Source organism: Bacillus sp. ms-22 (assembly GCF_009759805.1).
Taxonomy (GTDB): Bacteria; Bacillota; Bacilli; order Bacillales; family Bacillaceae; genus Bacillus; species Bacillus xiamenensis.
Map to the genome: position 1 here is coordinate 3,232,624 of NZ_CP046653.1, position 25,520 is coordinate 3,258,143.

At 41.5% G+C, this 25,520-nt stretch carries 26 protein-coding genes, 7 tRNA genes and 2 pseudogenes; 6 read left to right on the top strand and 29 right to left on the bottom strand.

From position 1 onward, the window contains the following. The first annotated feature begins 14 nt into the window (after nt 1–14). Nucleotides 15–908 (top strand): alpha/beta fold hydrolase, encoded by an 894-nt coding sequence (locus GPA07_RS16820; RefSeq protein ID WP_157293017.1) that lies wholly within the window; start codon nt 15–17, stop codon nt 906–908. Nucleotides 909–1,008: 100 nt separating this feature from the next. On the opposite strand, the gene GPA07_RS16825 is transcribed toward GPA07_RS16820, so the two are convergent. The 4 genes and pseudogenes from GPA07_RS16825 to GPA07_RS16840 all read right to left on the bottom strand — a co-directional run bounded on the left by GPA07_RS16825 (nt 1,009) and on the right by GPA07_RS16840 (nt 5,854). Beyond that, the gene (locus GPA07_RS16825; protein WP_157293018.1) at nt 1,009–2,160 is read right to left on the bottom strand and encodes a type II asparaginase; all 1,152 of its coding nucleotides are present in this window, start codon (nt 2,158–2,160) and stop codon (nt 1,009–1,011) included. A gap of 376 nt (nt 2,161–2,536) precedes the next feature. Next, nucleotides 2,537–3,641 (bottom strand): annotated as a pseudogene (locus GPA07_RS16830) (IS3 family transposase). A gap of 120 nt (nt 3,642–3,761) precedes the next feature. Then, nucleotides 3,762–5,201: a DHA2 family efflux MFS transporter permease subunit gene (locus tag GPA07_RS16835; protein WP_008359750.1), complete on the bottom strand. Its 1,440-nt coding sequence runs from the start codon at nt 5,199–5,201 to the stop codon at nt 3,762–3,764. Nucleotides 5,202–5,281: 80 nt separating this feature from the next. Further along, nucleotides 5,282–5,854 carry a TetR/AcrR family transcriptional regulator gene (locus tag GPA07_RS16840; protein ID WP_157293019.1) on the bottom strand — a complete coding sequence of 191 codons (573 nt, stop codon included), beginning with the start codon at nt 5,852–5,854 and terminating at the stop codon, nt 5,282–5,284. Nucleotides 5,855–6,292: 438 nt separating this feature from the next. Between GPA07_RS16840 and GPA07_RS16845 the strand changes: the two are divergent. Next, a pseudogene (locus GPA07_RS16845) lies at nt 6,293–6,496 on the top strand (NADP-dependent alcohol dehydrogenase); the annotation flags it as partial. Nucleotides 6,497–6,759: 263 nt separating this feature from the next. Continuing rightward, nucleotides 6,760–7,221, top strand: coding sequence for a CarD family transcriptional regulator (locus GPA07_RS16850; RefSeq protein ID WP_034739418.1), 462 nt, complete (start codon nt 6,760–6,762; stop codon nt 7,219–7,221). A 262-nt stretch (nt 7,222–7,483) separates the two neighbouring features. On the opposite strand, the gene GPA07_RS16855 is transcribed toward GPA07_RS16850, so the two are convergent. Further along, nucleotides 7,484–7,687 (bottom strand): cold-shock protein, encoded by a 204-nt coding sequence (locus tag GPA07_RS16855; protein ID WP_003214229.1) that lies wholly within the window; start codon nt 7,685–7,687, stop codon nt 7,484–7,486. Nucleotides 7,688–7,893: 206 nt separating this feature from the next. Here GPA07_RS16855 and GPA07_RS16860 point away from each other — a divergent pair, with 206 nt between their 5' ends. Then, nucleotides 7,894–8,070, top strand: coding sequence for a hypothetical protein (locus tag GPA07_RS16860; RefSeq protein ID WP_232532070.1), 177 nt, complete (start codon nt 7,894–7,896; stop codon nt 8,068–8,070). Beyond that, on the top strand, nt 8,070–8,456 hold the full coding sequence (locus GPA07_RS16865) for a DUF2283 domain-containing protein (protein ID WP_157293020.1): 387 nt from the start codon (nt 8,070–8,072) through the stop codon (nt 8,454–8,456). Before GPA07_RS16860 ends, GPA07_RS16865 begins: the two co-directional genes overlap by 1 nt. A 604-nt stretch (nt 8,457–9,060) precedes the next feature. Here the strand turns inward: GPA07_RS16865 and GPA07_RS16870 are convergent. From GPA07_RS16870 to GPA07_RS16930, 13 genes are all read right to left on the bottom strand, one after another. After that, nucleotides 9,061–9,144: transfer RNA gene (locus GPA07_RS16870), tRNA-Leu, on the bottom strand. A 48-nt stretch (nt 9,145–9,192) separates the two neighbouring features. Beyond that, nucleotides 9,193–9,275: transfer RNA gene (locus GPA07_RS16875), tRNA-Leu, on the bottom strand. A gap of 7 nt (nt 9,276–9,282) precedes the next feature. Then, nucleotides 9,283–9,358, bottom strand: a tRNA-Lys gene (locus GPA07_RS16880). Nucleotides 9,359–9,390: 32 nt separating this feature from the next. Continuing rightward, a tRNA-Gln gene (locus tag GPA07_RS16885) sits at nt 9,391–9,465 on the bottom strand. Nucleotides 9,466–9,485: 20 nt separating this feature from the next. Then, nucleotides 9,486–9,557, bottom strand: a tRNA-Glu gene (locus GPA07_RS16890). Between the two features lie 9 nt (nt 9,558–9,566). Then, nucleotides 9,567–9,657, bottom strand: a tRNA-Ser gene (locus tag GPA07_RS16895). 4 nt (nt 9,658–9,661) lie between these two features. Then, nucleotides 9,662–9,736: transfer RNA gene (locus tag GPA07_RS16900), tRNA-Asn, on the bottom strand. A gap of 212 nt (nt 9,737–9,948) precedes the next feature. Continuing rightward, complete coding sequence (locus GPA07_RS16905; RefSeq protein ID WP_157293021.1) at nt 9,949–11,796, bottom strand: sigma-54-dependent Fis family transcriptional regulator; 1,848 nt, start codon at nt 11,794–11,796, stop codon at nt 9,949–9,951. 106 nt (nt 11,797–11,902) lie between these two features. Further along, on the bottom strand, nt 11,903–13,282 hold the full coding sequence (gene lpdA, locus GPA07_RS16910; RefSeq protein WP_008359582.1) for a dihydrolipoyl dehydrogenase: 1,380 nt from the start codon (nt 13,280–13,282) through the stop codon (nt 11,903–11,905). A gap of 18 nt (nt 13,283–13,300) precedes the next feature. Next, a complete protein-coding gene (locus GPA07_RS16915; protein WP_157293022.1) occupies nt 13,301–14,431 on the bottom strand; it encodes a dihydrolipoamide acetyltransferase family protein in 1,131 nt (376 codons plus the stop codon). A gap of 17 nt (nt 14,432–14,448) precedes the next feature. Further along, complete coding sequence (locus GPA07_RS16920; protein WP_008359579.1) at nt 14,449–15,486, bottom strand: alpha-ketoacid dehydrogenase subunit beta; 1,038 nt, start codon at nt 15,484–15,486, stop codon at nt 14,449–14,451. A 20-nt stretch (nt 15,487–15,506) separates the two neighbouring features. Further along, on the bottom strand, nt 15,507–16,484 hold the full coding sequence (locus tag GPA07_RS16925) for a thiamine pyrophosphate-dependent dehydrogenase E1 component subunit alpha (RefSeq protein ID WP_008359577.1): 978 nt from the start codon (nt 16,482–16,484) through the stop codon (nt 15,507–15,509). Nucleotides 16,485–16,716: 232 nt separating this feature from the next. Beyond that, on the bottom strand, nt 16,717–17,184 hold the full coding sequence (locus GPA07_RS16930; RefSeq protein ID WP_008359575.1) for a SprT family protein: 468 nt from the start codon (nt 17,182–17,184) through the stop codon (nt 16,717–16,719). Nucleotides 17,185–17,283: 99 nt separating this feature from the next. On the opposite strand from GPA07_RS16930, the gene cmpA reads away from it, so the two are divergent. Further along, entirely contained in the window at nt 17,284–17,418 is a 135-nt protein-coding gene (gene cmpA, locus GPA07_RS16935; RefSeq protein ID WP_008346893.1) for a cortex morphogenetic protein CmpA, read from the top strand. 19 nt (nt 17,419–17,437) lie between these two features. Here the strand turns inward: cmpA and GPA07_RS16940 are convergent, their stop codons facing one another. The 11 genes from GPA07_RS16940 to GPA07_RS16990 all read right to left on the bottom strand — a co-directional run bounded on the left by GPA07_RS16940 (nt 17,438) and on the right by GPA07_RS16990 (nt 25,280). After that, on the bottom strand, nt 17,438–19,597 hold the full coding sequence (locus GPA07_RS16940; RefSeq protein ID WP_157293023.1) for a Tex family protein: 2,160 nt from the start codon (nt 19,595–19,597) through the stop codon (nt 17,438–17,440). A gap of 76 nt (nt 19,598–19,673) precedes the next feature. Beyond that, nucleotides 19,674–20,273, bottom strand: a complete 600-nt coding sequence (locus tag GPA07_RS16945) for a PP2C family serine/threonine-protein phosphatase (RefSeq protein ID WP_008359571.1) — start codon at nt 20,271–20,273, stop codon at nt 19,674–19,676. Further along, nucleotides 20,273–21,061 (bottom strand): RNA polymerase sigma factor SigB, encoded by a 789-nt coding sequence (gene sigB / locus GPA07_RS16950; RefSeq protein ID WP_008359569.1) that lies wholly within the window; start codon nt 21,059–21,061, stop codon nt 20,273–20,275. The genes GPA07_RS16945 and sigB overlap by 1 nt, the downstream gene beginning before the upstream one ends. After that, complete coding sequence (gene rsbW, locus GPA07_RS16955; RefSeq protein WP_008359566.1) at nt 21,027–21,515, bottom strand: anti-sigma B factor RsbW; 489 nt, start codon at nt 21,513–21,515, stop codon at nt 21,027–21,029. The genes sigB and rsbW overlap by 35 nt, the downstream gene beginning before the upstream one ends. Next, nucleotides 21,512–21,841 (bottom strand): anti-sigma factor antagonist, encoded by a 330-nt coding sequence (locus tag GPA07_RS16960; protein ID WP_008359565.1) that lies wholly within the window; start codon nt 21,839–21,841, stop codon nt 21,512–21,514. Before GPA07_RS16960 ends, rsbW begins: the two co-directional genes overlap by 4 nt. Before the next feature lie 59 nt (nt 21,842–21,900). Beyond that, the gene (locus GPA07_RS16965) at nt 21,901–22,908 is read right to left on the bottom strand and encodes a PP2C family protein-serine/threonine phosphatase (RefSeq protein WP_008359562.1); all 1,008 of its coding nucleotides are present in this window, start codon (nt 22,906–22,908) and stop codon (nt 21,901–21,903) included. 10 nt (nt 22,909–22,918) lie between these two features. Further along, complete coding sequence (locus GPA07_RS16970; RefSeq protein WP_008359561.1) at nt 22,919–23,320, bottom strand: anti-sigma regulatory factor; 402 nt, start codon at nt 23,318–23,320, stop codon at nt 22,919–22,921. Between the two features lie 2 nt (nt 23,321–23,322). Further along, nucleotides 23,323–23,691 (bottom strand): RsbT antagonist protein RsbS, encoded by a 369-nt coding sequence (gene rsbS / locus GPA07_RS16975; protein ID WP_008359559.1) that lies wholly within the window; start codon nt 23,689–23,691, stop codon nt 23,323–23,325. 4 nt (nt 23,692–23,695) lie between these two features. Continuing rightward, nucleotides 23,696–24,526, bottom strand: a complete 831-nt coding sequence (locus tag GPA07_RS16980; RefSeq protein WP_008359555.1) for an RsbT co-antagonist protein RsbRA — start codon at nt 24,524–24,526, stop codon at nt 23,696–23,698. Between the two features lie 117 nt (nt 24,527–24,643). Continuing rightward, entirely contained in the window at nt 24,644–24,994 is a 351-nt protein-coding gene (ndoA, locus tag GPA07_RS16985) for a type II toxin-antitoxin system endoribonuclease NdoA (protein ID WP_003214169.1), read from the bottom strand. Between the two features lie 4 nt (nt 24,995–24,998). Further along, nucleotides 24,999–25,280: a hypothetical protein gene (locus GPA07_RS16990; RefSeq protein ID WP_008359553.1), complete on the bottom strand. Its 282-nt coding sequence runs from the start codon at nt 25,278–25,280 to the stop codon at nt 24,999–25,001. Nucleotides 25,281–25,520 lie beyond the last annotated feature (240 nt).

Sequence of the window (25,520 nt, forward strand, 5' to 3'; positions counted from 1 at the left end):
AGTTGAATGTATTAATGAATATAATTCATTTGCAAGATGGACGTAAATTGGGGGTAATCGAATACGGTGATCGTGAAGGCTATCCCGTGTTCTTTTTTCATGGTACACCTGGTTCTAGAATCATGTTTTTAGAAGATGATCCTCTTTCAAAAGAGCTTGGCATTCGTCTCATTTCTTTAGACAGACCGGGTTTTGGTTTATCTGATCCGAAGCCTGACCGTACCATTTTAGACTGGGCAAAAGACGTACAGGAAGCGGCCGATCACCTTGGCATCTCTCATTTTTCAGTCATTGGAGTCTCTGGAGGCGGAGCATTCGCTGCTGGTTGTGCCTATCAATTGCCAGACCGCATTCTTTCAGCTGCTCTCGTCTCAAGTGCCACCCCGTTTCAGGACGGTAAACCACCTAAAAGTATGCTAAAGGAAAATAAGCTTGCCTTTTTCCTCAGTAAAAGATTTCCTTGGCTGTTAAAGGCAAGCTATCGCGCTCAGAAAAAATTAATTGAAAAAAAACCAGAGAAATTCAAGAAACTCACGAAAAAAGGGAACAAACATTTACATCCTTGGGATCGTCAATTCCTTCAAACCGATGAGCAGCTGGAGCTAATGATGCTTCATTTATACGAAGCTACTCGTCAATCTGTGGATGAATGCATTCATGAACCAGATTTGCTCACTCGACCGTGGGGGTTCGCTATAAAAGATATACAAATCCCGGTTGATGTTTGGCATGGAAAGGAAGATACGATGGCTCCATTTGCAGAGATAGAAAGAATAGCTGCAACGATTCCAAACGTCAAAACCTCTTATATAGATCAAGCGGGACATTTTCTTACTGACGTAGACGAGATTTGGCGAGATATTTTACTCTCTTTAAAGAAGCGTGCTGAACATCAGGAACATGTATAAAAGAAGACCTACTATGTGAGATGATCCCCCTAGGTAAATAGTGTGAAATTCCTGTTTTTCATTCGGCTGTTACACTATACTTGGAGGGGGTTTTTCTTTATTAATACTGCTCGAAATAGGCTTGAATTTTATCTGGATCTTTTGTTTTCGTCAATGCGAGCATGAGCAAAATACGTGTTTTTTGTGGATTTAATGAATCCGATGACACAAAATGAAGCTCGTCATCCATCTTTTCATGTGTGACAATGCCATTTCCTACGCGGCTTGATCTCACGATAACCACATCTTTTTTCACTGCCTCTTTTGCTCCTTTGATCGCTTCGGTGGACATCGTTCCATTTCCTGCTGCGGCAACAACAATGCCCTTCGCTCCTGCTTTGACCGCTGCATCATACATATATTTTTGATCATTTTGATAGCCGTATAAGATATCGACTTGCGGAAGTTCTTTTAGTTTAGATATATCAAATTCACTGTCAGCTGTGTGTTTTCTTGTCGGTTCGTTGTAAAAAGACACCACTTCACCAGCCACTTCTCCAATGTATCCTTGCTCAAGAGACTTGAAAGAATCTGTTGTGGTGGTATTCGTCTTTGTAATAAACCGGGCAGAGGCAATTCGGTCATTTAATGTCACCATCACACCTTTGCCTTTTGCTTCTTTTGTGGATGCAATTTTTACAGCATGGTACAAGTTAAGCGGACCATCTGCACTGATAGCTGAGGCAGGTCTCATAGAGCCAACGACCACAACCGGTTTATCACTTTTGACAACCAAATGTAAAAAATAAGCCGTCTCTTCAAGCGTATCTGTGCCATGTGTGACCACAATGCCATCCACTTCGTCATCATTTAACAGTTGATTGACTCGTTTGGCTAATTTTAAAAGAAGTGCGTTATCAACATTTTCACTGCCAACATTCGCTACCTGCTCACCTGTCACGTTCGCAATATCCTTCAGCTGAGGAACTGAATCAATGACTTTATCAATGCCAAGTGAACCAGATTTATACCCCGTCGTATCTGTATCGCTGTCCGAACTACCAGCAATTGTCCCGCCTGTTGCGAGCACCTTAATATTGGATAATGACTTGTTCCCTGTCTCAACAGTCGTGTTTTTTTCTTTTGTTTCACTGGTTGCGCTTTCTTTTTCGCTTTGATTATTATTCTCTTGCGTGTTCGTGTTGGCACAAGCTGCTGTCATCAATAATGAAACAGAAAGAAGAACAGCTCCAAACCATTTTGTTACGTTCATTCGATCATCTCTTTTCTTAAATGTAATGGATGAAAGGCTATATCTGTGTCTATAGGATTTACTTTATACCATTCCTTCATTCATCAGCATGAGGCAAAAGAGCTAGTGCCAAATAAAGGTAAAAAATCATGGTGATCAACATTTATTTCTATCCAAATACCTAATTTCACAGAATATAGAGTGAGCCGGTCCCACTTAACCTATTGATGATAGCCCGGCATCCGTTCCCATAATGATCCTAAGCAGTCTCATCTACTGGATTTGTGATTCTTTGTTTTAGCAGAGGATTCAGGGACTGACCCCCGTTTTTGAGACAGGGATCAAAACACCTTTACGAAACAGCCAGTTGCCGAAACTCTTTTGGTGACTGGCTGTTTCATTTCAATTGAATTCGGATATTGTTATAATAATCAATATACTCCCTGACTGTTTTTTCTACAATGGCTGTTGTAGTGTTTGTCAGGTGGTGGAGATAAAATACTTCTGATTTTAAACTGGAGTGGAAGGATTCGATGGGGCATTATCAGCGGGCATTCCCTTACGGGACATGCTCATGGTAATGCCTTTTTCCTTTATCTCCTTTTGATAAGCATATGAAGTGTAGACCGAACCTTGATCGCTATGAAGTACGCAGCCTTTAGGCAGTGTCTTTAACTGCTTCAATATATCTAAAACTAGAGAAACATCCTGTTTATCACCAATCGTATAAGCCACAATCTCACTTGTATATAAATCTTTTATGCTGGATAGATAAAGCATTTTTTGCCAAAATGGCAAATACGTGATATCAGTCACCAATTTTTCAAGTGGCTTGGTCGCAGAAAAATCTCGTTTTAAGTGATTTTCTGCAATGTAATAGGGTTGACCGGTCTGTTTACGCTTTTTCACTTTCACACGACACTGCAAACCGTAGGTTTGCATCATTCGTTGTACTCTCTTATGGTTGATCTTCATTTCTTTGCGTAGAAGATCCGTTATTTTACACCCATACATATACTTGTGCAACTTACAAAGTGTTGAAATAAGCTTGATTAACCCATGTTGCTTTGAGTGATGATGATCTTGTTTTTTCCAACGATAAAATGTTGATTTAGCCACTTCAAATAGCTGACAGAATTCACTGACACTCACTTTATCTTTTACCGTTTCGTAGATCGACACGAGTGCTTCTTTTTCCACCACCTTTCCCATTCTCGGTACTTTTTTAATATGTCTATTTGTTGATTTAGATAGCGATTTTCTGTTTTCAATCTCTCGTTTTCATCTTGGTATTCAGGTCCTTTACCGTATGAATACTGCTTTCCAACAGGTTGATGAAACCGGTGGGTTTCACCATTGTGATACCATTTCATCCAAGTTTTCACTTGTGTTTTATTCTTAATTCCTAGCTTGTCCATGATTTCTTTTGTTGAGACTCCTGCCAACTTCATCTGAACCGCCTCTTCTTTTACACTTGCGGGGTAACTGGCTCTTGTTCCCATACAAAAAACACCTCCAAATTGTTTTCAGGTATGATATACCCGATTTTCAACTTAAAGGTGTTTTTATTTGTCTCACTTTATGGGGTCAGTCCCCAATGCCCTCAGTGCTTTGAATATGTCTTATGATACTTGCTGTTCAACCTTCACTCGTTTTATAAAGAAAGCAATGATCAAACCTACGACGGTCATGATGACAGCAAAGATAAATGCATGCTGTACGCCGTTTGTAAAGGCTAGCAGCTGATTGACCGGATTTGACGGATCAGCCACATTTTTCATAAAGCTACGAGCACCTGAAGACAGGATCGAGATCCCGACCGCTGTGCCAATCGCTCCAGCCACCTGCTGCAATGTATTCATAATCGCTGTACCATGCGGGTATAGCTCTGGTGGGAGCTGATTTAATCCGTTTGTTTGAGCTGGCATCATAATCATAGCGATCCCTACCATTAATGTAATATGAAGCGTCACGATATAGCCGATTGACGTATTCACACTTAAATTCGTGAAGCCAAACATCGTGACTGCGACAATGGCAAGGCCTGGGATGACAAGCCATTTCGGTCCGAATTTATCAAATAGTCCCCCCATAATTGGAGATAGTAATCCGTTGATAATGCCGCCTGGGAGCAGCATTAAACCAGCTGTAAATGTAGAAAGCGCCAGAGACGTTTGCAAATATAACGGTAAAATCATCATAGCAGATAACATCACCATCATACATACTAAGATCAGAAGTAATCCTATGACAAACATCGGATATTTAAATGGGCTTAAATTCAGCATTGGTTCTTTCATGTTCAGCTGTCTGAGGGAGAACACAAGAATACCAATCACACCCACTACAATCGCCACAATCACATGCATACTGCTCCAGCCGCCGCCTTCACCGGCACTGCTAAAGCCATATACAATTCCACCGAAACCGATCGTTGAAAGCACAATTGATAGGATGTCGATTTTTGGTCTTGTTGGTTCCGTAATATTTTGCATAAAGATATAACCAAATACAAGTGCAGCCATTAATAACGGAAGCGAAATCCAAAAAATCCAATGCCATGTTAACGATTTAAGAATAAGACCTGAGACCGTTGGACCAACTGCTGGTGCAAACATAATCACAAGACCAATAATCCCCATTGATCTGCCTCGCTTATGAGGTGGAATGATGACCAAAATCGTATTAAACATCAATGGAAGAAGTAAGGCTGTTCCGACTGCCTGCACCACACGTGCAATCATTAAAATACTAAAGACTGGTGCAACTGCGGCAATAAATGTCCCAATGATCGAAAAGACGAGCGACGTAATGAAAAGCTGTCTTGTTGTAAACCATTGAAGAATGAGGCCTGAAATTGGAACGAGAATACCAAGTGTTAATAAATATCCTGTTGTCAGCCACTGAGCAGTCGTCGCTTCAATGCCAAAGTCTAATGTTAAGCTTCTGAGCGCCATGTTTAGTGCCGTTTCACTAAACAGACCAATAAACCCAGCTGTGATAAATGAAATAATTATGGGCAGCGTTCGAATATCAGAAGCTGCCGCTTGCTGTTTGTTCATATTAAGTTGGCTCCTTTTCTTTTTCAAATAAGGGTAAATCATAAGAAGTCAGGCTGGTCAGAAATGAGCCACTTCAAAGTCTATGAAAAGACGGATAAAACCTGTCTTTCTGCAGCGAATTGTGCAATTTTCTCGATTGAATAGCCAGATTCATGAATATAAAACATGAGTTCAGGCGTCATTGGAGAGGACATACATAATGTCGTCAGCTCAATATCTTGTATGTTCGCTTCCCCTTTTTCTTTCGCTTCCTCCAGCAAACCGCGAATGATTTGTTTGAGTGATTGACTGTAATGACAATCATATACTTTACTTGTCTGCTCTAAATTCCCAGAGATCGTGAGCATCCGAACCCAGTCTAAGTGGTGTCCGACAATCAGATGGATCTCCTCGAGAACATATTGCAGACGATCTCGAACCGGTTGATCACTTATTTTGCTCAAATACAGATGTAAAGCAGGGATCAGCTGTTCAAATTTTTCTCCTAATATAGAAAGACACAAGTCACTTTTATTTGCATAGCGGCGGTAAAGAGTCCCTTGACCGACACCAGCTGTTTTTGCGATCTTATGCATGCTGACATTTTCTACACCAAACTCTTCAAACAAGGAGAAGGCGACCTCTTCAATTTCCTTTCCAATATCCTTTTCCATGATGCCTTACCTTCTTTCCCTTCATCCACACTGCACTTATCTCTATATTTTACATCAAGACTCTTTAGGTTCTTTTCAGGACAATTGTCCCGGTCTTATGTTACGGACAATTGTCCGCCTTGTCAATTGTTATTTTCGACTCATCCTCCTTCTTTCCCTTCAAAAAAGAACCTCATAACAAAACCTGTGACTCGTCACAGGTCTTCATTTTTAATAAAGAAAACAAGATGCTTTTGGTTCAATTCTTTATTCAAGGATGATGCAAAAGCCTGAATTGATGGCAGCAGAAGGTTCTCTCTTGACTTAGAGTTCACTTTAAGACGTACAGTATAGTGGAACAACCGAAACTTACTTTTGAAAGGATGATCAAGAATGTGTCAGACGCATCAATCAAACGTTTTAAGTGTTTCACATGCAAAAGCGAATTTTGAACGGACAACCATAATCACCGGCCGGCGTAGCATTGCCGGGTCACTCGTTGGCGGCATTCAAGAAACACAAGAAATGCTTGATTTTGCAGCTGCTCACAACATCGCGCCACAAATTGAAGTGATCAACGCCAATCAAGTCGATGAAGCGTACGAACGTGTGCTGAAAAGTGATGTGCGTTATCGCTTTGTTATTGATATTTCAACATTATGATCGAAATTGATTTTGAAAGGCTGGCCTGATTAGCTGGCCTTTTGATGCTTCAACCATTTATGGTGAAGGTGGAGATATCCTGTTTAAACATTTCTTGCTTATCTTCGTTTTCGTGATGTTATGGAATAAATCAATAACCCTCTTATATTTTGATCAAAAATCGTTGACATAAAATAATTAATCGTGTTATTATTAAAAATTTGATTATTTTACTCTTATGTGTGGTACCCTTAAAGTAGGTTCTATATATGGAGGTGGATGATATGTTTCAAGTCGGTGATAACATTGTTTATCCAATGCATGGTGCAGGTATAATTGAGGCCATAGAAGAAAAAGAATTTTCTGATAAAAAACAATCGTATTATGTCATTAAGATGGCCGTTAGCCATATGAAAGTGATGATTCCTACAAAGAAGATGTCAAGGTCAAGGATAAGACCTGTTACAGATATACTTGCCTTAAAGAACATCATATACACTTTTCAAAATGGAACATCAGATAAGTTATTGCCATGGAAAGAGAGATATAAAATCAACACGGACAAAATAAAAACGGGTAACATATTAGAAGGCGCTGAAGTGGTACGTGATCTCATGCGAATGAAGAAAGAAAAAAGACTGAATGCAAGCGAAAAGAAAATGCTTGACGATGCTTATGGGTATTTGCTTAGTGAGCTAGAAGTCATCAAAGGAATCACTGAAAAACAAATCAAGAGTTTCTGCTAATATTGTCTACCTGCTTCCCCATTTTTTGAATACATGTTCTCTACGAACAAATCCCCCTATCTTCGGCTCAGTAAAGAAAAAGAAATTATTTAGGAAAATTCCGCATTTTGTAAATCTAATATGCTATACTGTAACTAAACCTTTGAAGCATGAATTTTTTTGCGATTACCTTGTAACATCTCCCTACTTGCACGCTGAGTAGGGTTTTTTGATGCAAAAAAACAGGCTCTCTGTTAGAGAACCTGTTTAAAAAAAATGAAGATTAAGCAGTTTTTTGAACGTTAGCAGCTTGAGCTCCACGAGAACCTTGCTCTACGTCAAATGTTACTTTTTGACCTTCGTCTAAAGATTTGAATCCGTCACCTTGGATAGCTGAGAAATGTACGAATACATCGTCTCCTTCTTCACGTTCGATAAATCCAAAACCTTTTTCTGCGTTAAACCATTTTACTGTACCTTGTTCCATGATTGTTGCCTCCTCGTGCGTTTACCACACAATGTATTATACTATCCTTGCCCAAAGTACCCTCAAGACGAAAAGTCAATCTTCATGCTATCCTTTACGCCGAACAAAAATAATTATTTTTATTATAGCATGAATCGGAAATTATTGCAATTTGTTGATTTGAAAAAGAATCACACATGACATAGTGACACAAATAAGACAGGAGAATGATTCAACGTCAGATTACTCCTAAACAAGTCTTTGAAGCGGTGAAATACGGTAAAAAGTATTATGATCCAAAGTATAACTCTACAATATATCATTATAAGGGTGTAGCAGTAGCTAAACAGGGCAATACTTTGACTACAACATATAAAAGTGGAATTAAAAAGAGGTGGAAATAATGAAGATAATGAAAAATAGGATAACTTTTGATAAAGCAGCTAACTTTGGATATATATATGTCTTTAATAAAAAATATAAATATAAAATTAAGGAAACAGAAGAGTTAGAAGCTAACGAGTTAATAGCATTAGATATTGATAGAGAAAACAAGATAGTCGGTTTGGAGATTTTCGGGGAAGAAGCAATTTATATAAAAAATAACGAAATTTCTCAAATGTATAAACAAATAGATGATTCATATTATTTTTTATTGGTTGATAAACCTGTAAAAAGCTCATCCACATTTTTAGGGATTGAATTCCTTTTTGAAAATGAAGATTATACTAACTTTATCGGTTATAAAATTTTAGATAATGAAAAATATAAAAAAGAGCTTTTAATTTAAACAAGCTCATGTAGCCTGATTTATTTATATTTAAAACACTCACCTAAACAGTGAGTGTTTTTGAGATAGATTATTCAATTTCTATATTTTTTGGCTGTGTCATTAATCAATGTTTAGATATGAAGGTCACATTTATAAAAGCATTGCTAAAAGATCCTCTATAGCCTTTAAAAATTCCCCCGTCTCCTCTAGGAAGTAAAAAATTTCTTTATCACCTGCAAAGAGATTTCAACGCTTTTAATGACCATTATTATGTTATTTTGAGGGGAATTCCTCCAAATGCCACAGTTTTCTATTTTCCAGAACAAACCCAAATAATCATAAATAAATCTTTTAGTACCAACAGAAGATTTATTTTTAACGACCGAAGTCAATCACATCTAAAGACAGTAGCGTCACCGTTCCAATTGGAACAGCTTTATGATTAAAGCTTAAAAGAGAGAATAACTTCAAAGACCACGGCAGAAAAATCAGACGACATTATATAATAAAAATTCAATCTTAAACAAAAAAAACACTTACATAAAATAGGTGGGTAGATACTGATTAGATTCACATTTAGAAACTAAAAAACCAAAGGTTTAACCACCTTTGGTTTCATTAATGCGGCCGAGAGGACTTGAACCTCCACGGGTTATTCACCCACTAGGCCCTCAACCTAGCGCGTCTGCCATTCCGCCACGACCGCGTGTATGGTGTGCTCATATGTTCATATGTGCACTGTTTGAAAAAACAATGCGGGTGAAGGGACTTGAACCCCCACGTCATAAAGACACTAGATCCTAAGTCTAGCGCGTCTGCCAATTCCGCCACACCCGCGTGACAATGGTGAGCCATGAAGGACTCGAACCTTCGACCCTCTGATTAAAAGTCAGATGCTCTACCAACTGAGCTAATGGCTCATCTGCTATGCAGAAAAACATATATATAAAAATGGCTGGGCTAGCTGGATTCGAACCAACGCATGACGGAGTCAAAGTCCGTTGCCTTACCGCTTGGCTATAGCCCAACGAATCAAAAAACAAAACATGACCCGTACGGGATTCGAACCCGTGTTACCGCCGTGAAAGGGCGGTGTCTTAACCGCTTGACCAACGGGCCATATGATCATGGCGGAGAAGGAGGGATTTGAACCCTCGCGCCGCTCGCGCGACCTACACCCTTAGCAGGGGCGCCTCTTCAGCCACTTGAGTACTTCTCCATTATGGCTCCGCAGGTAGGACTCGAACCTACGACCGATCGGTTAACAGCCGATAGCTCTACCACTGAGCTACTGCGGAATAATAAGACATGTTTCATTATATCTATGCCAGAAAAATGTGTCAAGAATTTTTAAGCGTTTCATTCCTGCTCCATTTGCGACGGCTTTTATAATTTAACATATACTAATATAACAGTCAAGCCTTTTTCCCTTCCTTTTGGTAACATGGCAGAAAGACCCCGACCTCTTAACGGAGACCAGAGTCCCTTGATACAGGCTTCTTCCGGATGATTACGACAGCCTAAACTTTCGCATCCACTTGTAAAAAGTGCTTCTTGGCACCCCTGCTAACCTCGCTGCTTCTGACACATGACCTTTCGTTGTATGCAGTGCCTCTATCACTGTTTGCTTTTGAATCTGCTCCCTAAACGTGAGTTCTTTTGGAATTTCGGTACATTGTGGTGGGTGCAGCTTCTGTTTTTTCTGATCGATCGTTTCTAATACTTCAGCATATTGTGATGCACCCATCCATCCTCCTTCAGGAAACAGTACCCTTATATGTTCAAAAAGATTAAAAAGCTCACGTATGTTTCCTGGCCAATGATACGCTTCCAGTTTATGAAAAAATGATTCAGGAAACGTCGCATTCCAGCGGTTTTTCTTTTGATAGTAACGATATAAATCAGGAATGTCTTCCTTTCTTTCTCTCAGTGGCGGGATGTTGATTGGATAGACATGAAGACGGTAATACAAATCTTCACGTATTTTCCCTTCCTTCAATAGTTCGTTCATATTACGGTGTGTCGCTGTAATGATTCTAATATCCAAAGGGATTTCATGTGTCCCGCCAAGCGGTACGACTTTCCTTTCTTCTATGACCCGAAGAAGCGCCACTTGCATCGCATATGGAATTTCGCCAATTTCGTCTAAAAAAAGAGTGCCTTTATGGGCTTGTTCAAATTTCCCTTTAGCTCCATGACGCCTTGCCCCAGTAAAAGCCCCTTCAGCATAACCAAATAATTCGCTTTCTAATAGGCTTTCAGGAATGGCCCCGCAATTAACAGCAACAAACGGTCCTTTATGCCTTTCACTGGCTAAGTGAATTGCTCTAGCTACCAGTTCTTTCCCTGTACCTGTTTCTCCCCATATATATACATTTGCATCTGTTTGTGCCGCTCGCTTCATTTCACTGAGCGTCTGTTGAAATACCTTACTTGTACCAGATTCCCCGGGAAATTGAGCAAAAGAAACGGTTATGTTGCTTTTGGCTGCTTCTTCAAGCGAAAAAGACATGCCAAGCATCTTCCCGTCTTGCTCCGACTGAATGATCTGCGTGCCCCGGATCGCAAATGGTTCGCCCATCAGCCGCTCGACATCCATTCCGTACCAGTCTGAAAATCGTTTTCTAATCGGCCTGCTCGCAGAAACAATCTGCTTTTTTTCATTACAGACAACATATGGTTCGTCCGCTTCCACCTGATGGAGACAATGACTGATCAGCTCCATCTCTCTCTTTTTTTGCTGGACTTGAATATCTCTTTCTATGGCATAAGCAACTGTTGAAGCCATTCCAAGCATAAAAGGGTGCCTGTTATCCGCCATACAGGAGATATCAATCACCCCGATGATCGTACCGTCTGCATCACGGATAGGAGCAGCTGAACAACTCCAATGATGGGAAGCGACAGAAAAATGCTCCGTTCCGTTTATCGTCACAGCCTCCCCGATGACCAGTGCCGTTCCAATAGCATTCGTCCCTACATCTGTTTCGGTCCAGCGCGCGCCCTCCATAAAGTTAATTTTTCTTGCTTCTACCATCGTCCTTTGGCTACCTGTCAGACTTAGCACATAACCGTCTGCATCGATGAGTAAGGCCACCATGTCAGATTCTTTTAATTGCTGACTGATTTTATTTAAGTAGGGAAGAGCGGCATTTAGACATAATGAATATTTCTTTTTTTGGGCACTGAATAATTCATGATCTAACAACGACTGTCCTTTATCTAAATACGGATTTACATTTGCCTGTTTACACCTGTGCCATGACTCCATCACTCTCTTATTCAGACGTGACCTATCAAGCAAACCTTCACGAACAAAACGTTTCCATGTATTTAAATAACAAGGCGTCGGATTCATTCCATCCTCTCCTCTGGGGGCTTTTTATTCATTATAGTTAATTATAAAAGCGCTTTCAATTAACGTTGCTAACCCACGAAGTCAGGCGGATAGAAAAAAGTCTCTTTCAGCAGTGCACTGCTCGTCCAATTGTTTGCAGCAAGGCTTCGTGTATCGCCTCTGAAAGTGTCGGATGTGCCGCAATAAACTGCTCTAATGAATCAGCGGTCGACTCTGTATGCATCATCACCGCCGCTTGTCCAATCAGTTCTGTTGCATTCGGCCCAATGATGGATACACCTATAATTTCTTGATGTTGCGGTTCTACAATGACCTTTACGTGACCAACTGGTTGATTTAAGATTAACGCTTTTCCATTTGCAGAAAATGAAAATGTCCCTATCTGAATATCCCCATATTGATGTCTAGCTTTCTCTTCATTTAAACCCACACTGGCAATTTCAGGAGATGTGTAGATGCATCTCGGAATCACTTGTTCATTGACCTTTAAATCTTCTCCTGATGCATGTGATGCCGCAATTGTCCCTTCATGAAAAGCAGCATGAGCAAGCTGAACACCGCCTGTCACATCACCGCACGCATAGATATGCGGGAGATTGGTTTGCATATGCTCATTGACGTAGATTCCGTTCCTGTCATATTCAAGGCCAATCTGATCAAGGTTCAACTCTCCAAGCTGCGGCGTTCTGCCAATTGCCACTAAACAAAGATCAGACTGGATTTCACACCGCTCACCTTGACTTTTCTCAATGACAACTTTTCTTGAGGTTGAATCAAGCTGTTTGACTGAAGACGACGTCAACATTTCCACCCCATCTTCTTCAAGTTGATCGTGAAGACATTGTGCAATATCGCGATCTTCTTCAGGTAAAATGTGTACTGCCTGCTCAACCATGACAACCTTTGTCCCCATTCTGCTAAAGATGCTCGCAAACTCACAACCGATCACCCCTCCACCAATGATACAAAGCGAATCTGGTATCGAAGAGAGCGACATGGCATCCTTACTGTGAATGATCCAATTCCCATCGAATGGAGCAAAAGGTAAGGAAGCAGGCACAGCCCCTGATGCAATGATGATTTGTTTTGCTTGAATGATTTCAACATTTCCGTCACGTTCAACCAACATCTCATGTGCAGAAAGAAATGATGCCTTCCCATGTAACACGTTGATTTTGTTTTTTTTCATCAAATAGCGAACACCATCAGTCAGTTGCTTGATGACTGACTGTTTTCGCTTTTGAACAACATCCCATTGGATGATAGGCTTTGGGTCTGAAAGTTCAATTCCAAAATGTCTAGCCTTCTTCACCTGCTCGTACATATCAGCGCTTTGTAAAAGTGCTTTGGTTGGCACACAACCTTCATTAAGACAGGTTCCCCCCAACTGACCTTGATCAATTAACACAACCTCCCTGCCAAAACGAGCGGCTGTCAATGCCGCTACATACCCTGCAGGTCCACCTCCGATAATGACAAGTGTCATCGTGTTTTCACCTTCTTCCTATAAAAGAATGGATGCTGGTTTTTCTAAAAATGATGTAACCGTTGATAAAAATGCGGATGCTGGTGCCCCGTCTAGTACACGGTGGTCAAACGTAAGGCTAAGTGGCAGGAAGGTACCTTTGCACAATTCATCCTCTTGGTAAACAGGGGTTTCATACATGGTGCCGATGCCAAGGATACCCGCTTCAGGCGGATTCAAAATTGGCGTAAAATACTCTACACCATAGGCTCCAAGATTGGTCATCGTAAAGGTAGAACCTTTGATTTCATCATGCTGAAGTTTGCCTTCACGTGCTTTTTTGCCATACGATTTAATCTTCCTCGCAAGCTCTATGAGCGTTAACCGCTCTGCTTGGCGAATAACCGGCACAGCCAGCCCGTTATCTAAAGCAGCCGCTATCCCAAGATGAACGTCGTCAAACGTTTCCACTCTGTCATTTTGATATTGACTGTTCATCGCAGGGTGCTCTAGTAATGAAAGGATGGCTGCTTTGGCTACAAAGTCGGTGATGGTCAACTTTGTATCGTAACGTTCTATGGCTGTTACATTCAGTTCATGTTGTAATTTTGTCAGTGTTGTCACGTCCGCTTTCATCGTAATTGTTAATTGTGCACTTGTTTGCAGGCTTTCCATCATCCTTGAGGCAATTGTTTTCCTCATCATGTTAACAGGTGGATGCGCTGGCTCATTTTGCTTTTTCTCTGTCTGTTCTGGAAGCGCATGAAGCACATCCTCTTTCGTAATTCTTCCTCCGGGTCCTGTCCCCACCAGGGTATCAATGTCTAGGTTGGCGCTATTAGCAATTTTCCGAGCAACCGGGGAAATTTTCTTTCTCTCTTTCTTTGGTTTTGACTGCACGTCTCTTTCTGTCTTTTCCTCCGCCTGTTCATTCCCTTCACCGATATAACAGATGACCGTGCCAGGCGGTACACCTTCTCCTTCAGACACTTTTATATCCAATATGGTGCCTTCAGCAGGTGATTCGATCTCCATCTCAATTTTTTCAGAGTTGATGCTTGCAATGCTTTCCCCTTTATTTACGGTCTCTCCGACTGACTTATTCCAGACGGATACCATTCCTTCTTTCATCGACATGCCCAATTTCGGCATCACAACCTCAACAGCCATCTCCCTCTCTCCTTTCTTTAGTTCAATATCTTGTCATGACTCTGGCCAACCATCTCTAATACGGTGTTCACCACCTTATCAGGTGTTGGCAAATATATATCTTCAAGTGGCGGTGAAAACGGTACTGGTGTATGAGGAGCTGTCACTTTTTTGATTGGGGCGTCGAGTAAATCGAAGCCTTTATCCGCAACCAAAGAAGAGATATCTGCGGCAATTCCGCATCTAGGATTGGCTTCATCTACAATGACAAGCCGATTTGTTTTTTCTACCGAAGCCAAAATGGCCTCTTCATCGAGTGGTGACAAGCTTCTTGGATCAATCACCTCAGCTTCAATACCACGTGCAGCTAATTGTTCTGCCGCTTCGAGTGCTGTATACACTTGTTTGCCTACTGCAAAGATGGTCACGTCCGAGCCTTCTCTCTTCACATCTGCTTTGCCAAGCGGCAGCGTGTAATATCCTTCCGGAACATCTCCGGTGATATTGTACAGCGTTTTGTCTTCAAAAAAGATGACAGGGTCCTGATCCTCGATTGCTGTAAGCAGCAGCCCTTTGGCATCATATGGTGAGGAAGGCACAACCACTTTCAATCCAGGGATACTTGTAAATAGCGCATATAAGCTTTGCGAATGCTGAGCAGCTGCTCTAAAGCCCGCTCCATGTGTTGTTCTAATGGTGATCGGCACCTCTGCTTTTCCGCCAAACATATATCGAAATTTGGCGCCTTGATTCAGCACCTGATCCAGACAGGTACCGATAAAATCATTAAACATGAGTTCCGCAATGGGTCTTAGCCCTGTTGAAGCAGCTGCCATGGCGGCCCCTACATAGCCCGCTTCGCTAATCGGCGTGTCAAGCACACGCTCACGTCCAAATTCCTGAACAATTCCTTTGGTCACACCAAGAACACCGCCCCATGCTTCATCATCCTGTAAGTGATCTACATGAGCGCCTCCAGCAACATCTTCCCCCATTAAAATGACATATTCGTCTCTTCTCATTGCCATTTTCATTGCTTCATTTAATGCACTAGACATGCTGATTTCTCTTGTCATGTTCCTCTCCCCTTTCTGATTTATTGGTACGAAACATACACGTCGGTCAATAATTCAGTATGATCTGGATATTCACTTTCTTCACTGAATCTAACGGCTTCATCTATCGCTTCCGTTACAGCCGCTTCGATATTTGCGATCTCTTGATCCGTAAGTAGCTGTTTTTGTATCAATTTATTTTTAAAAAGAGCGATGGCATCTCTCTCTTCTTGATGTTCGGTTCTTTCTTGAGTTGTTTTGTAACGCTGGGCGTCTCCTTCAAAATGGCCATAGTTTCGATATGTCATGCATTCAATCAGTGTTGGACCTTCTCCATTTTTTGCTCGTTGTATTGCTTGTTCTGCTGCCTGATAAACTGCTGTCACATCTTTTCCATCTACTTGAATACCAGGAATGCCATAACCGGCGGCTCGATCCACAATCGATGTACAGCTTGAAGCATAGGAAAAAGGTGTCGCTTCCCCGTATCCATTGTTTTCTGCGATGAAAATAACAGGCAGTTTCCAGATGGCCGCGAGATTGATTCCCTCGTGAAATGTCCCTTGATTGTTTGCACCATCTCCAAAAAAGCAAACGCTTACATTATTCGTCTTTTTATATTTGGTCGTAAGGGCTGCTCCACACGCAAGAGGAAAACCACCTCCAACAATTCCGTTGGCACCGAGCATTCCTTTATCAAAATCTGCAATGTGCATGGATCCACCTTTTCCTTTACAGAGACCTGTGGCTTTTCCATAGATTTCTGCCATCATTCCTTTTAAATCACAGCCTTTTGCTATACAATGGCCGTGGCCACGGTGGGTACTTGTGATGCTGTCTTGTTCATTCAGATGAGCGCAGACTCCTACAGCAACAGCTTCTTCGCCAGCATAAAGATGGACAAAACCCGGCAAAATCCCTTTTGTAAAAAGCGTGTGTACTTGATCTTCAAATTGGCGGATCTCCTGCATCTTTTGATACATCCAGACGGCTTTTTCTTTTGTCAATGCTATTTCCATGTTGTAAAACCTCCTATCTTTTTTGCTTGCACTTATATACAAGCAAAAAGCGTGCCAACATGATGACACATGAAAATTGAGATTTTGAACGATTCAAACCGATAAAAAAAGAAACAACATGAGACACGCGTCTCTCTTTGTCTCAATCTGTCTACTTCTCTCGCATCTATCATGATGATCCATTTTACTTGGACAATAAAAAAACATTCCCATAGAGGAATGCTTCTCACACTCAATCGTTTGTACGGAGCCATTTCAACTTCCCTTTGCAGACACCGCACACATAACGAGTGGTATCAAATCGTCTTTTCCTTATAAAATGCTGTCCGCATTCTGTACAAACATATTCATGTCGTTTTTGCACACGCCGCTTGTTTCGTACAGTTTGTAGCGGCGTGCAAAATCGAGGGGCTCCCACTCGCTGCAAGAGCTCACGAAAATCCCGGTCCCGGTGCTGATAGCCCTTTCCTTCTAGATGCAGATGATAATGGCACAGTTCATGCTTAATGATACCGATCAATTCGTCTCTTCCATGCTCCTCTAGATATCGGCGGTTCAGCTCAATATGATGTGTACCCAGTAAATATCGCCCGCCTGTCGTTTTTAGACGGGCATTAAAAACAGCCTGATGGCGGAACACCTTTCCAAAGAACTGCTCGGAAATGTGCTCTGTTAACTGCTGTAGCTCTCGCTCGTTCAATCAAGATCGTTCCTTTCTATAAAAACCTCGAACGGGACAATTTCCCCTTTGCATACATTGAAGGTACATCCACTGTTTCGATCAAAGGAGGAATGGGCGATGCCCAATTGGCTGAAAAATCAGATGCAGAAAGCATTTTATGAGAAAAATCATTATCAAATCAAATTGCTCAATCAATGCTGGTACTTCTATAGAAAAAAACATTCAGTCACATCAAGGCACACCCCATCCTAAGGTGCGCCTCGTTTTTTGTTTACTCTGGTTTTAGCATGGAAAGAGCCACTCGGCCTTTTGCTTGGTCGACGGAGTCTACCCATACAGTCACAATATCACCGACTGACACGACATCAAGCGGATGCTTCACAAAACGGTTGCTTAGCTTCGAAATGTGGACAAGTCCATCCTGCTTTACGCCAATATCAACAAATGCGCCGAAGTCCACGACGTTTCTCACCGTTCCTTGAAGCTCCATTCCCTGCTTCAAATCCTCTAATTTCAATACATCTGTTTTTAAAAGCGGTTTTGGTACTTCATCGCGCGGATCACGCTCAGGTCTTGTCAGTTGATCAATAATATCTTGAAGGGTGATTGAACCAATTCCAAGCTGCTCTGCTGCTTCTTCCAGCTTCACCTCAGCGATTTTCTCTTTTAATTGCTCTGTTCCAAGATCGTCTGGCGTCATTTTCATCATGCGTAAGAATTGTTTTGTTTCTTTATAGCTTTCAGGGTGAATGCCCGTGCGGTCAAGTGGGTCTTGTCCGTCAGAAATGCGTAGAAAGCCGATACACTGTTCATATGTCTTAGCGCCAAGTCTTGGGATATCCTTCAGCTCTTTTCTGCTTGTAAATCTACCAATCTCTTCGCGGCGCTTGATGATATTCCCTGCGACAGCTTTTGAAAGACCAGACACATACTGCAGCAGCGCCTGCGAGGCCGTATTGACGTTTACACCAACTTGGTTGACGACCATCTCTACCACGAAGGTTAACGAGCTGTTTAATTGCTTTTGACTGACATCATGCTGGTATTGACCAACCCCGACAGATTTCGGATCAATTTTCACAAGCTCTGCTAATGGGTCTTGCAATCTTCTCGCGATGGAAATGGCGCTTCTTTCTTCCACTTGCAGGTCTGGAAACTCCTCTCTCGCCAGCGCAGATGCGGAGTATACACTTGCCCCTGCTTCATTCACGATCAAATATGAAACGGGCTGATCCAGCTCTTGAATCAAGTCTGCGATAAATTGTTCGGTCTCTCTTGAGGCTGTTCCGTTTCCAATTGCAATGACTTCAATATTGAACGATTGAATGATCTCTTTGACTTTTTGTTTGGCTTCCGCTTTTTTATGGACAGGTGGATGCGGATAAATGACGCCAATATGATGGACTTTTCCTGTATCATCCACGACGGCTAATTTACAGCCTGTACGAAACGCAGGGTCTACCCCAAGTACACGTTTTCCTTTCATCGGCGGCTGAAGCAGGAGCTTTCTTAGGTTTTCAGCGAAAATATGAATGGCTTGCTCCTCAGCTTTTTCTGTCAGCTCTTTTCGTATTTCCCGTTCAATTGACGGCTGGATGAGGCGCTTGTATGCATCATCAATGGCCGCTTCAATATACGGTCTCGCCGTCGTTTGCTTGCCTTTTATGACTTGCTTATCGAGATAGAAACGAATATTTTCAGCAGGTGGTTCGATGGCTGCTTTCAAAATGCCCTCTTTCTCTCCTCGGTTGACCGCAAGTACACGATGGGGCACAATTTTTTTAATCGGCTCTTGATAATCGTAATACATTTCATAGACGTTTTTCTCATCGCTTTCCACGTCTTTCCCTGTTGTGACAAGGCTGCCTTTTTGATACGTTTCACTGCGAATCCATTTCCGCATATCAGGGTCATCTGCCAGATGTTCCGCAATGATGTGCAGTGCGCCCTCTAGCGCTTCTTCTACACTTGTCACTTCTTTCTCTTCGTTAATAAAAGCAGACGCTTTCTTTTCAATATCATCATTCGGCAGCTTCAGTAAATATTCCGCCAGCGGCTCAAGTCCTTTTGCTTTGGCTACATTTGCCTTCGTTTTTCGCTTTTGCTTGAATGGTCTATATAAATCTTCGACCTCTTGCAGTTTATGAGCCTGTTCGATCTTCTTTTTTAACTCATCGGTCAATTTGTCTTGTTCAGCAATTAAGCGAATGACTTCTTCTTTTCGGTTCGTCACATTTTGAATATATGTATAGCGCTCTGATATGGTTTGAATTTGCACCTCGTCCAGTGAGCCTGTCTGCTCTTTCCGGTAGCGTGCAATAAATGGGACGGTGTTGCCATCCTCTAATAGCTGGATCACCTGGTCAATTTGTTTTGTTGAAAGCTTTAATTCTGTTGCAATTTGTTTTAATAAAAAGTCAGATGTCTTCATACTTTGCATCCTCTCACTGTGTCTTCTCTTTTAGTGTATCAAAAAAACCGGCAAAACAGAAAAAAGGTCAGCTATTTTATATGAGCTGACCAAGTACATAGGTGAGATCGTCCTTCTTGTCTTGTGTGTATGTTTCAAGTTGTTTTGCGATGTCTGCAACTGAATGGCTGTGCTTTAAACACATTCGCATGTTTGGCACATTCAGTCCGTCTGAATACATAATGAATGTCGATCCTTTTTCGTAGGAATAGGTGTATGTTTTATATTTTCTAGGTTTACCTGATAGATATCCTGATGTCGGAAGTGGATATATATAGTCGCCAGAAGGTGCATTCAAGATAAATCGGATATTACCAACCGAACAATAGGTAAATTGCTGCTGGGAAAAATTCACCTTTAATATGGCTACAGTGGCCCCGCGTTTATTTTTCATGGCCTGATTGCATCTGTCAATGAGGGTCGTCACATCCTCATGTCCATATTCTTCGACAATTTCGCTGACTAAAGAAGATGATTCATTGGCGAACGGGCCGCTGCCTAATCCGTCTGCTACAGCACAAATTAGTTCTTCATCATCTGCTTTAATAAAAAAACTGTCCCCGCAGCATGATTTCCCTTCTTTATTCGATTGATAGATGATGGCATTCACATGCTCATGCTGTTCAATCTGCTTCATTATCCTAGCTCCATAGACGCATCTTCTGATAATGCATCTCGTAGCTTTTTAACTGCCTTCCGCTGCAGTCTTGATACATGCATTTGAGATATGCCGAGTAAGTCGCCTGTTTCTTTCTGACTTTTATTTTGCAAATACGTGAGATTGATAATTTCTTTTTCTCTATCTGTCAGAACGTGAAGCACACTCTCAAGCATCATTTTTTGATTTACGCGTTCGTAGCCTTCTTCTTGTGAGCCGACGACGTCTAAAATCGTCACAGTGCTTCCTTCAGAATCAGCCTCTACGCCTTGGTCAACAGACAGCGCTTGATAGCTTTTGCCCATCTCCATTGTTTCAAGAACTTCTTCTTCTGTTACATCTAGATATTCTGCAATTTCTTGTACTTTAGGTGACTTTTGCGTTTCCGTTGTCAGGTGATCCACTGCCATCTTGATTCTTGGTCCAAGCTCTTTAATCCGCCTTGGTACATGGACACTCCATGTTTTATCACGTAAAAAGCGTTTGATTTCCCCGATAATGGTTGGAATGGCAAATGCCTCAAATGATTTACCGACAAGCGGGTCGTATCGCTTCATTGCGCCGAGTAAACCAATCATTCCAACTTGTCTTAAATCTTCATGAAAGCTTTTTCCTTTGGAATATTTCTTTGCCAGCATATCAACAAGGTTTGTATAGCATTCAACTAGCGTCAGCTGTGCCTGCTCGTCTTGATTGGATTGATAGCTTTGGATGAGGCGATCCACTTCATCTTTAGTTAGTTTCATAGTTTTGGATGGTTGTGTCATGGTCAACTCGCTCCCTGTTTAAAAACTTTGTCATCGCCACGGTAACGCCGGAGTTTGCTTGCACCTCGACTTCATCCATCAATGTTTGCATTAAGTATAAACCAAGACCTCCTTCTGCCAATTGATCCACCGTATGAGCAGATGTGTACGGCCCAAGGTCTTCCTGCTTTTGCTTAAAGTCAAAGCTGCCGCCTTTGTCCGCCACAATGATTTCTAGACGATCCTCAAAGACAAGAAAGCGAACCGCTACCTCTCCATCTTCGCCATCTGCACCTTCATAGGCATGCTGAACTGCGTTTGTACAAGCCTCGCTGACAGCAATTTTCAAGTCCTCAATCTCTTCGTAGGCATAGCCCATCCGGCTTGCTATGCCTGAAAGAGTTAGACGAATGATCCCTACGTACTCTGGTTTCGCCGGAATTTTCATCTCAATTAGATCTACTGATTCGTTCATTGTACCCCACCTTCTGACTTTGCAGAAATGTCAATGATGTCCTTTAATCCAGTGATTTCAAACAATCTGACAAGCCGATCTGACAAGTTCTCAAGCTTTAATGATCCTCCAGCTTTTTGAACCGCTTTGAACAGCCCAACAAACACACCTAAACCTGTACTATCCATGTAAGTAACATCCTTCAGACAGATTTCAAGATGCTCTCCTTGCTCTGCCTTAGGCATTAGCGTTTCTCTTAGCTCTGGAGCGGAGTACACATCGATTTCTCCGCTGACACTAATTTTTGTCTTCTGATCTATTTGATGCTCTTTTACAGACATATTCATTATGCATTCACCTCGAAATTCTTGTTTCCTAAAGTTTTATATACCCGCATAGCCACTTTCTAAACCTTTCTTTTGAGGACAAGTAAAGTAAAGTCATCGTGAAGCTGAAAATCTTGTAACTTGAGTAAGCTCGCATAGATGGCATCCACCATTTCCTGCGCTGAGTAAGATAGGTTCTCTGATATGAGCGCTTTGATATCCTCCCGCTCTAAGAAACCGTCCTCTACCTTGGATTCTGTGACACCATCAGAGAATAAAATCACCATATCTCCTACGTCCAAATGCTTCTCATACTGTCTGTAATCAAAATCTGGTGCGATCCCAAGGACAAGTCCTTTCGCATCTAAATCGTAAAATTGATTCTCTTTTTTACAATAGAAAAAGCCCGGCTCATGCCCAGCCGATGCATACTTAAATTCATGTGTTTCTTTATTATAGCTCCCATAAAACATGGTGATAAACATGCTTGGGTCTACGTTTTGTTCGACAACACGATTCAGGGTTTTCAGCACTTTTGTTGGACCGCTTCCTGACTCCGGCAAGGAATCCATCGCATACTTAATCATCGACATACAGAGCGCAGCTGGGATACCTTTCCCAATCACGTCTGCGATCGCGATATTGATTGTATCGTGATCAGTGACAAAGTGATAATAATCTCCACTCATCTGTTTTGCCGGCACACTAATGGCTCCAATATCAAATGTGTCTCCTTCTGGAATTTTTGTTTCCAGAAGGGTTTGCTGTACATTTGCAGCAATTTCAATTTCTGATTTAATTTCTTGCTGGATGCCTCTTAGTGTTAAATGTTCCTGATAGGCAAGTCCATATCCAATCATGACTTCAATTAAGAAGTCTAGTGAATGAAAGACATCTTCTGGTAAATCAGGATAAAGCTCCTGAATCACTTTTCGGTGAACACTCACTATTTCCTCAGGAGGTATTTGATGCTCAATGGTTTTTCGGCTGAATTTTTGAGCTTGATAAAGCGATGTTTCAGTTAAATCACTGATATAACGACTGAGCAGTTGATGGTACCGCTGCTCCATTACCTCCTTAAAATCCATGGTTTCCCTCCTAGCGAAGCCACTTGACAGCTTGAATCTCAGTTCCTTGTTCTGGTGCAGAGTCTAATGTAAAATCATCCATCAGCCTTTTCACTCCCGGAAGGCCTGCTCCGAGTCCGCCTGATGTAGAGAATCCATCTTCCATCACTTTGCGTATATCCATAATGCCAGGTCCCTCATCGGCTGCGATGACTTTGAGTCCGCGCTTTCCGCGCTCCATTACTTCTTCTATACAAATCTGACCTTTACCAGCGTATAAATAGATATTACGAGCTAATTCTGAAATGGCCGTCGTAATTCTTGCTTGGTCAACAGTTCCAAAACCAAGTTCTTTTGCAACATTGCGCCCCAATTGTCTTGCTGCGACTATGTCCCATTCCGTCAATATTTTTACACAGGATTGGTCTTTCATATCTATTCCCCCAATTCCCGCTTCAGTGTCTCAAGCCCTTGTTCAAGATCTAGTGCTGTCTGAATTTCTTCCAGCGAAATGCCAAGTTCAATCAGCGTCACAGCGACCGCTGGTTGTATTCCTGTTAATACTACTTTTGCCCCCATGAGCTTAGACATTGTGATGACATCACCTAATACTTTTGCGATAAATGAATCAATCATATCAACAGACGTTAGGTCAATCACAACACCGCTTGCTCCTGTTTCGTGAATTTTATTCAGTAAATCTTCTTGAAAGTGAAGAGCAGTTTGGTCGTCAAGCTCCCACTGTATTGAAATCAGTAGACAGTTATATAATTTTAAAATCGGAATCTTCGGGTGATTTCTCACTGGGTTATCCCTCCAATGAAACAATTTTTCGATTTGTCATTTCTAAAGCAGTTTGAATTCCTTTTTGAAGGGTATTCTTTGTTGTAACCTGAGATAAATCAATTCCAAGGTTGACGATGGTTTGGGCAATTTCTGGACGAATTCCGACAAGCAGGCACTTTGCACCTACTAATCTCACAGCCTCTGACGCTTGAATGATATGGTGCGCGACCATTGTATCAACGACAGGTACACCCGTAATGTCAATCAAGACAACCTGTGAACGATGTTTCACAACGCCATTGAGCAGATTCTCCATAATTTTTTTCGCACGTTCTGTATCAATTGTTCCAACAAGCGGCATAACAGTGATGTGCTCAAACACCGGGATTAGAGGAGCAGACAGTTCCTGCAGCGCAATTTTTTGAAGGTTTACGGTTTTCTCCCATGAGATGGAATACTGATTCAAGATTTCGTTATGAACTGGTGTGATGAATCGGTCAATTTGCCAGATGAGGTCATGACTTTCTTCTGCTGTATCTTTGTCATTATTCATTTTTTGATATAAGTGGGTACGAATTTTCGTTAGACCATTTGCCAGTAACTTAAGTGATATACCCATTTGAACAATTTTTAAAGCAAAAGTTTGCACTTTTTCTTCAAAATCTTCAGCATATCCCTCTGAAAGGGATGTAATAATCAGCTGAACGTATTCCGAACAGATGGTTTCATACATTTTGTCGTTCAGCATCATGTCCGTTTCTTCTTCCCCAAGTCGTTTAAAAATGTCCGTCCACTCTTTTTCTAATTCCTTTTGATGCTCTCTTGCGAATGCTAACACGATATGATTCGACATGATTTACCCCCTGCGTACATAAAAAAGCACTTCTTATTAGTCTTTCTTCATTATAACGTTAATAAAAATTGAACACAAAAAAAGTTGCTCCCAAGAGAGCAACCAAATCTCACCATATTAAAAATCAATAAGAGCCAAACTAACTTGTAAGGCTTCATCAACCTTCTCCATCATCTCATCATCAAGATGTGTAATTTTATCTGTCAATCTTTGTTTATCAATCGTACGAATCTGTTCCAAGAGAATGACAGAATCTCGTTCAAAGCCGTAGCGCTTTGCATTAATTTCGACGTGAGTCGGTAATTTCGCTTTTTGTATTTGGGCTGTTATGGCTGCAACGATAGCAGTCGGGCTGAAGCGATTTCCAATGTCATTTTGGATCACCAATACCGGGCGAACCCCGCCCTGCTCGGAGCCAACAACAGGAGATAAATCAGCAAAGTAAACATCACCGCGTTTAACAATCAAATGTTTAACCCCCGCTGACTAATCGCTCAACTGTATTCTCAGCCTCAAATTCTGCGTATTGTGCCTCTGAAGAGATATTCAGATTAATTTTCGCCATCTCCATGTAGCCGCGTCTCATCGATTCACGATTTTGTCGAATATTACGTTCACGAATATACGTTTTTGTCGCTCGGTAGATCAATTCATTTCTTGTTACCTTATCCTGCTCTGCTACTCGTTCGATTTCAGACATTAAAGCCTCCGGCAGTTGAATCTTCATTTCGTTTGTTGCGCTGGATTCAGACAAAAAACATACACCTCCACAAAACTTACGGATACCGTTTCGATCCATTCCAAGATTAATCATACCATTATTCAATGCACAAGCAAAGCTGTTTTTTCATGATTTCTTATTAGAACATGAAGCGGCCCGCCACCCGTAAATCAAGATGATAATGGAGTTCCTCTTTCCCATTATACGCTTTTTTCCGAAAATCATACGGAATTTCCAAAATCTCTAAAAAAGGGAGAATGTTTATTCTTTGTT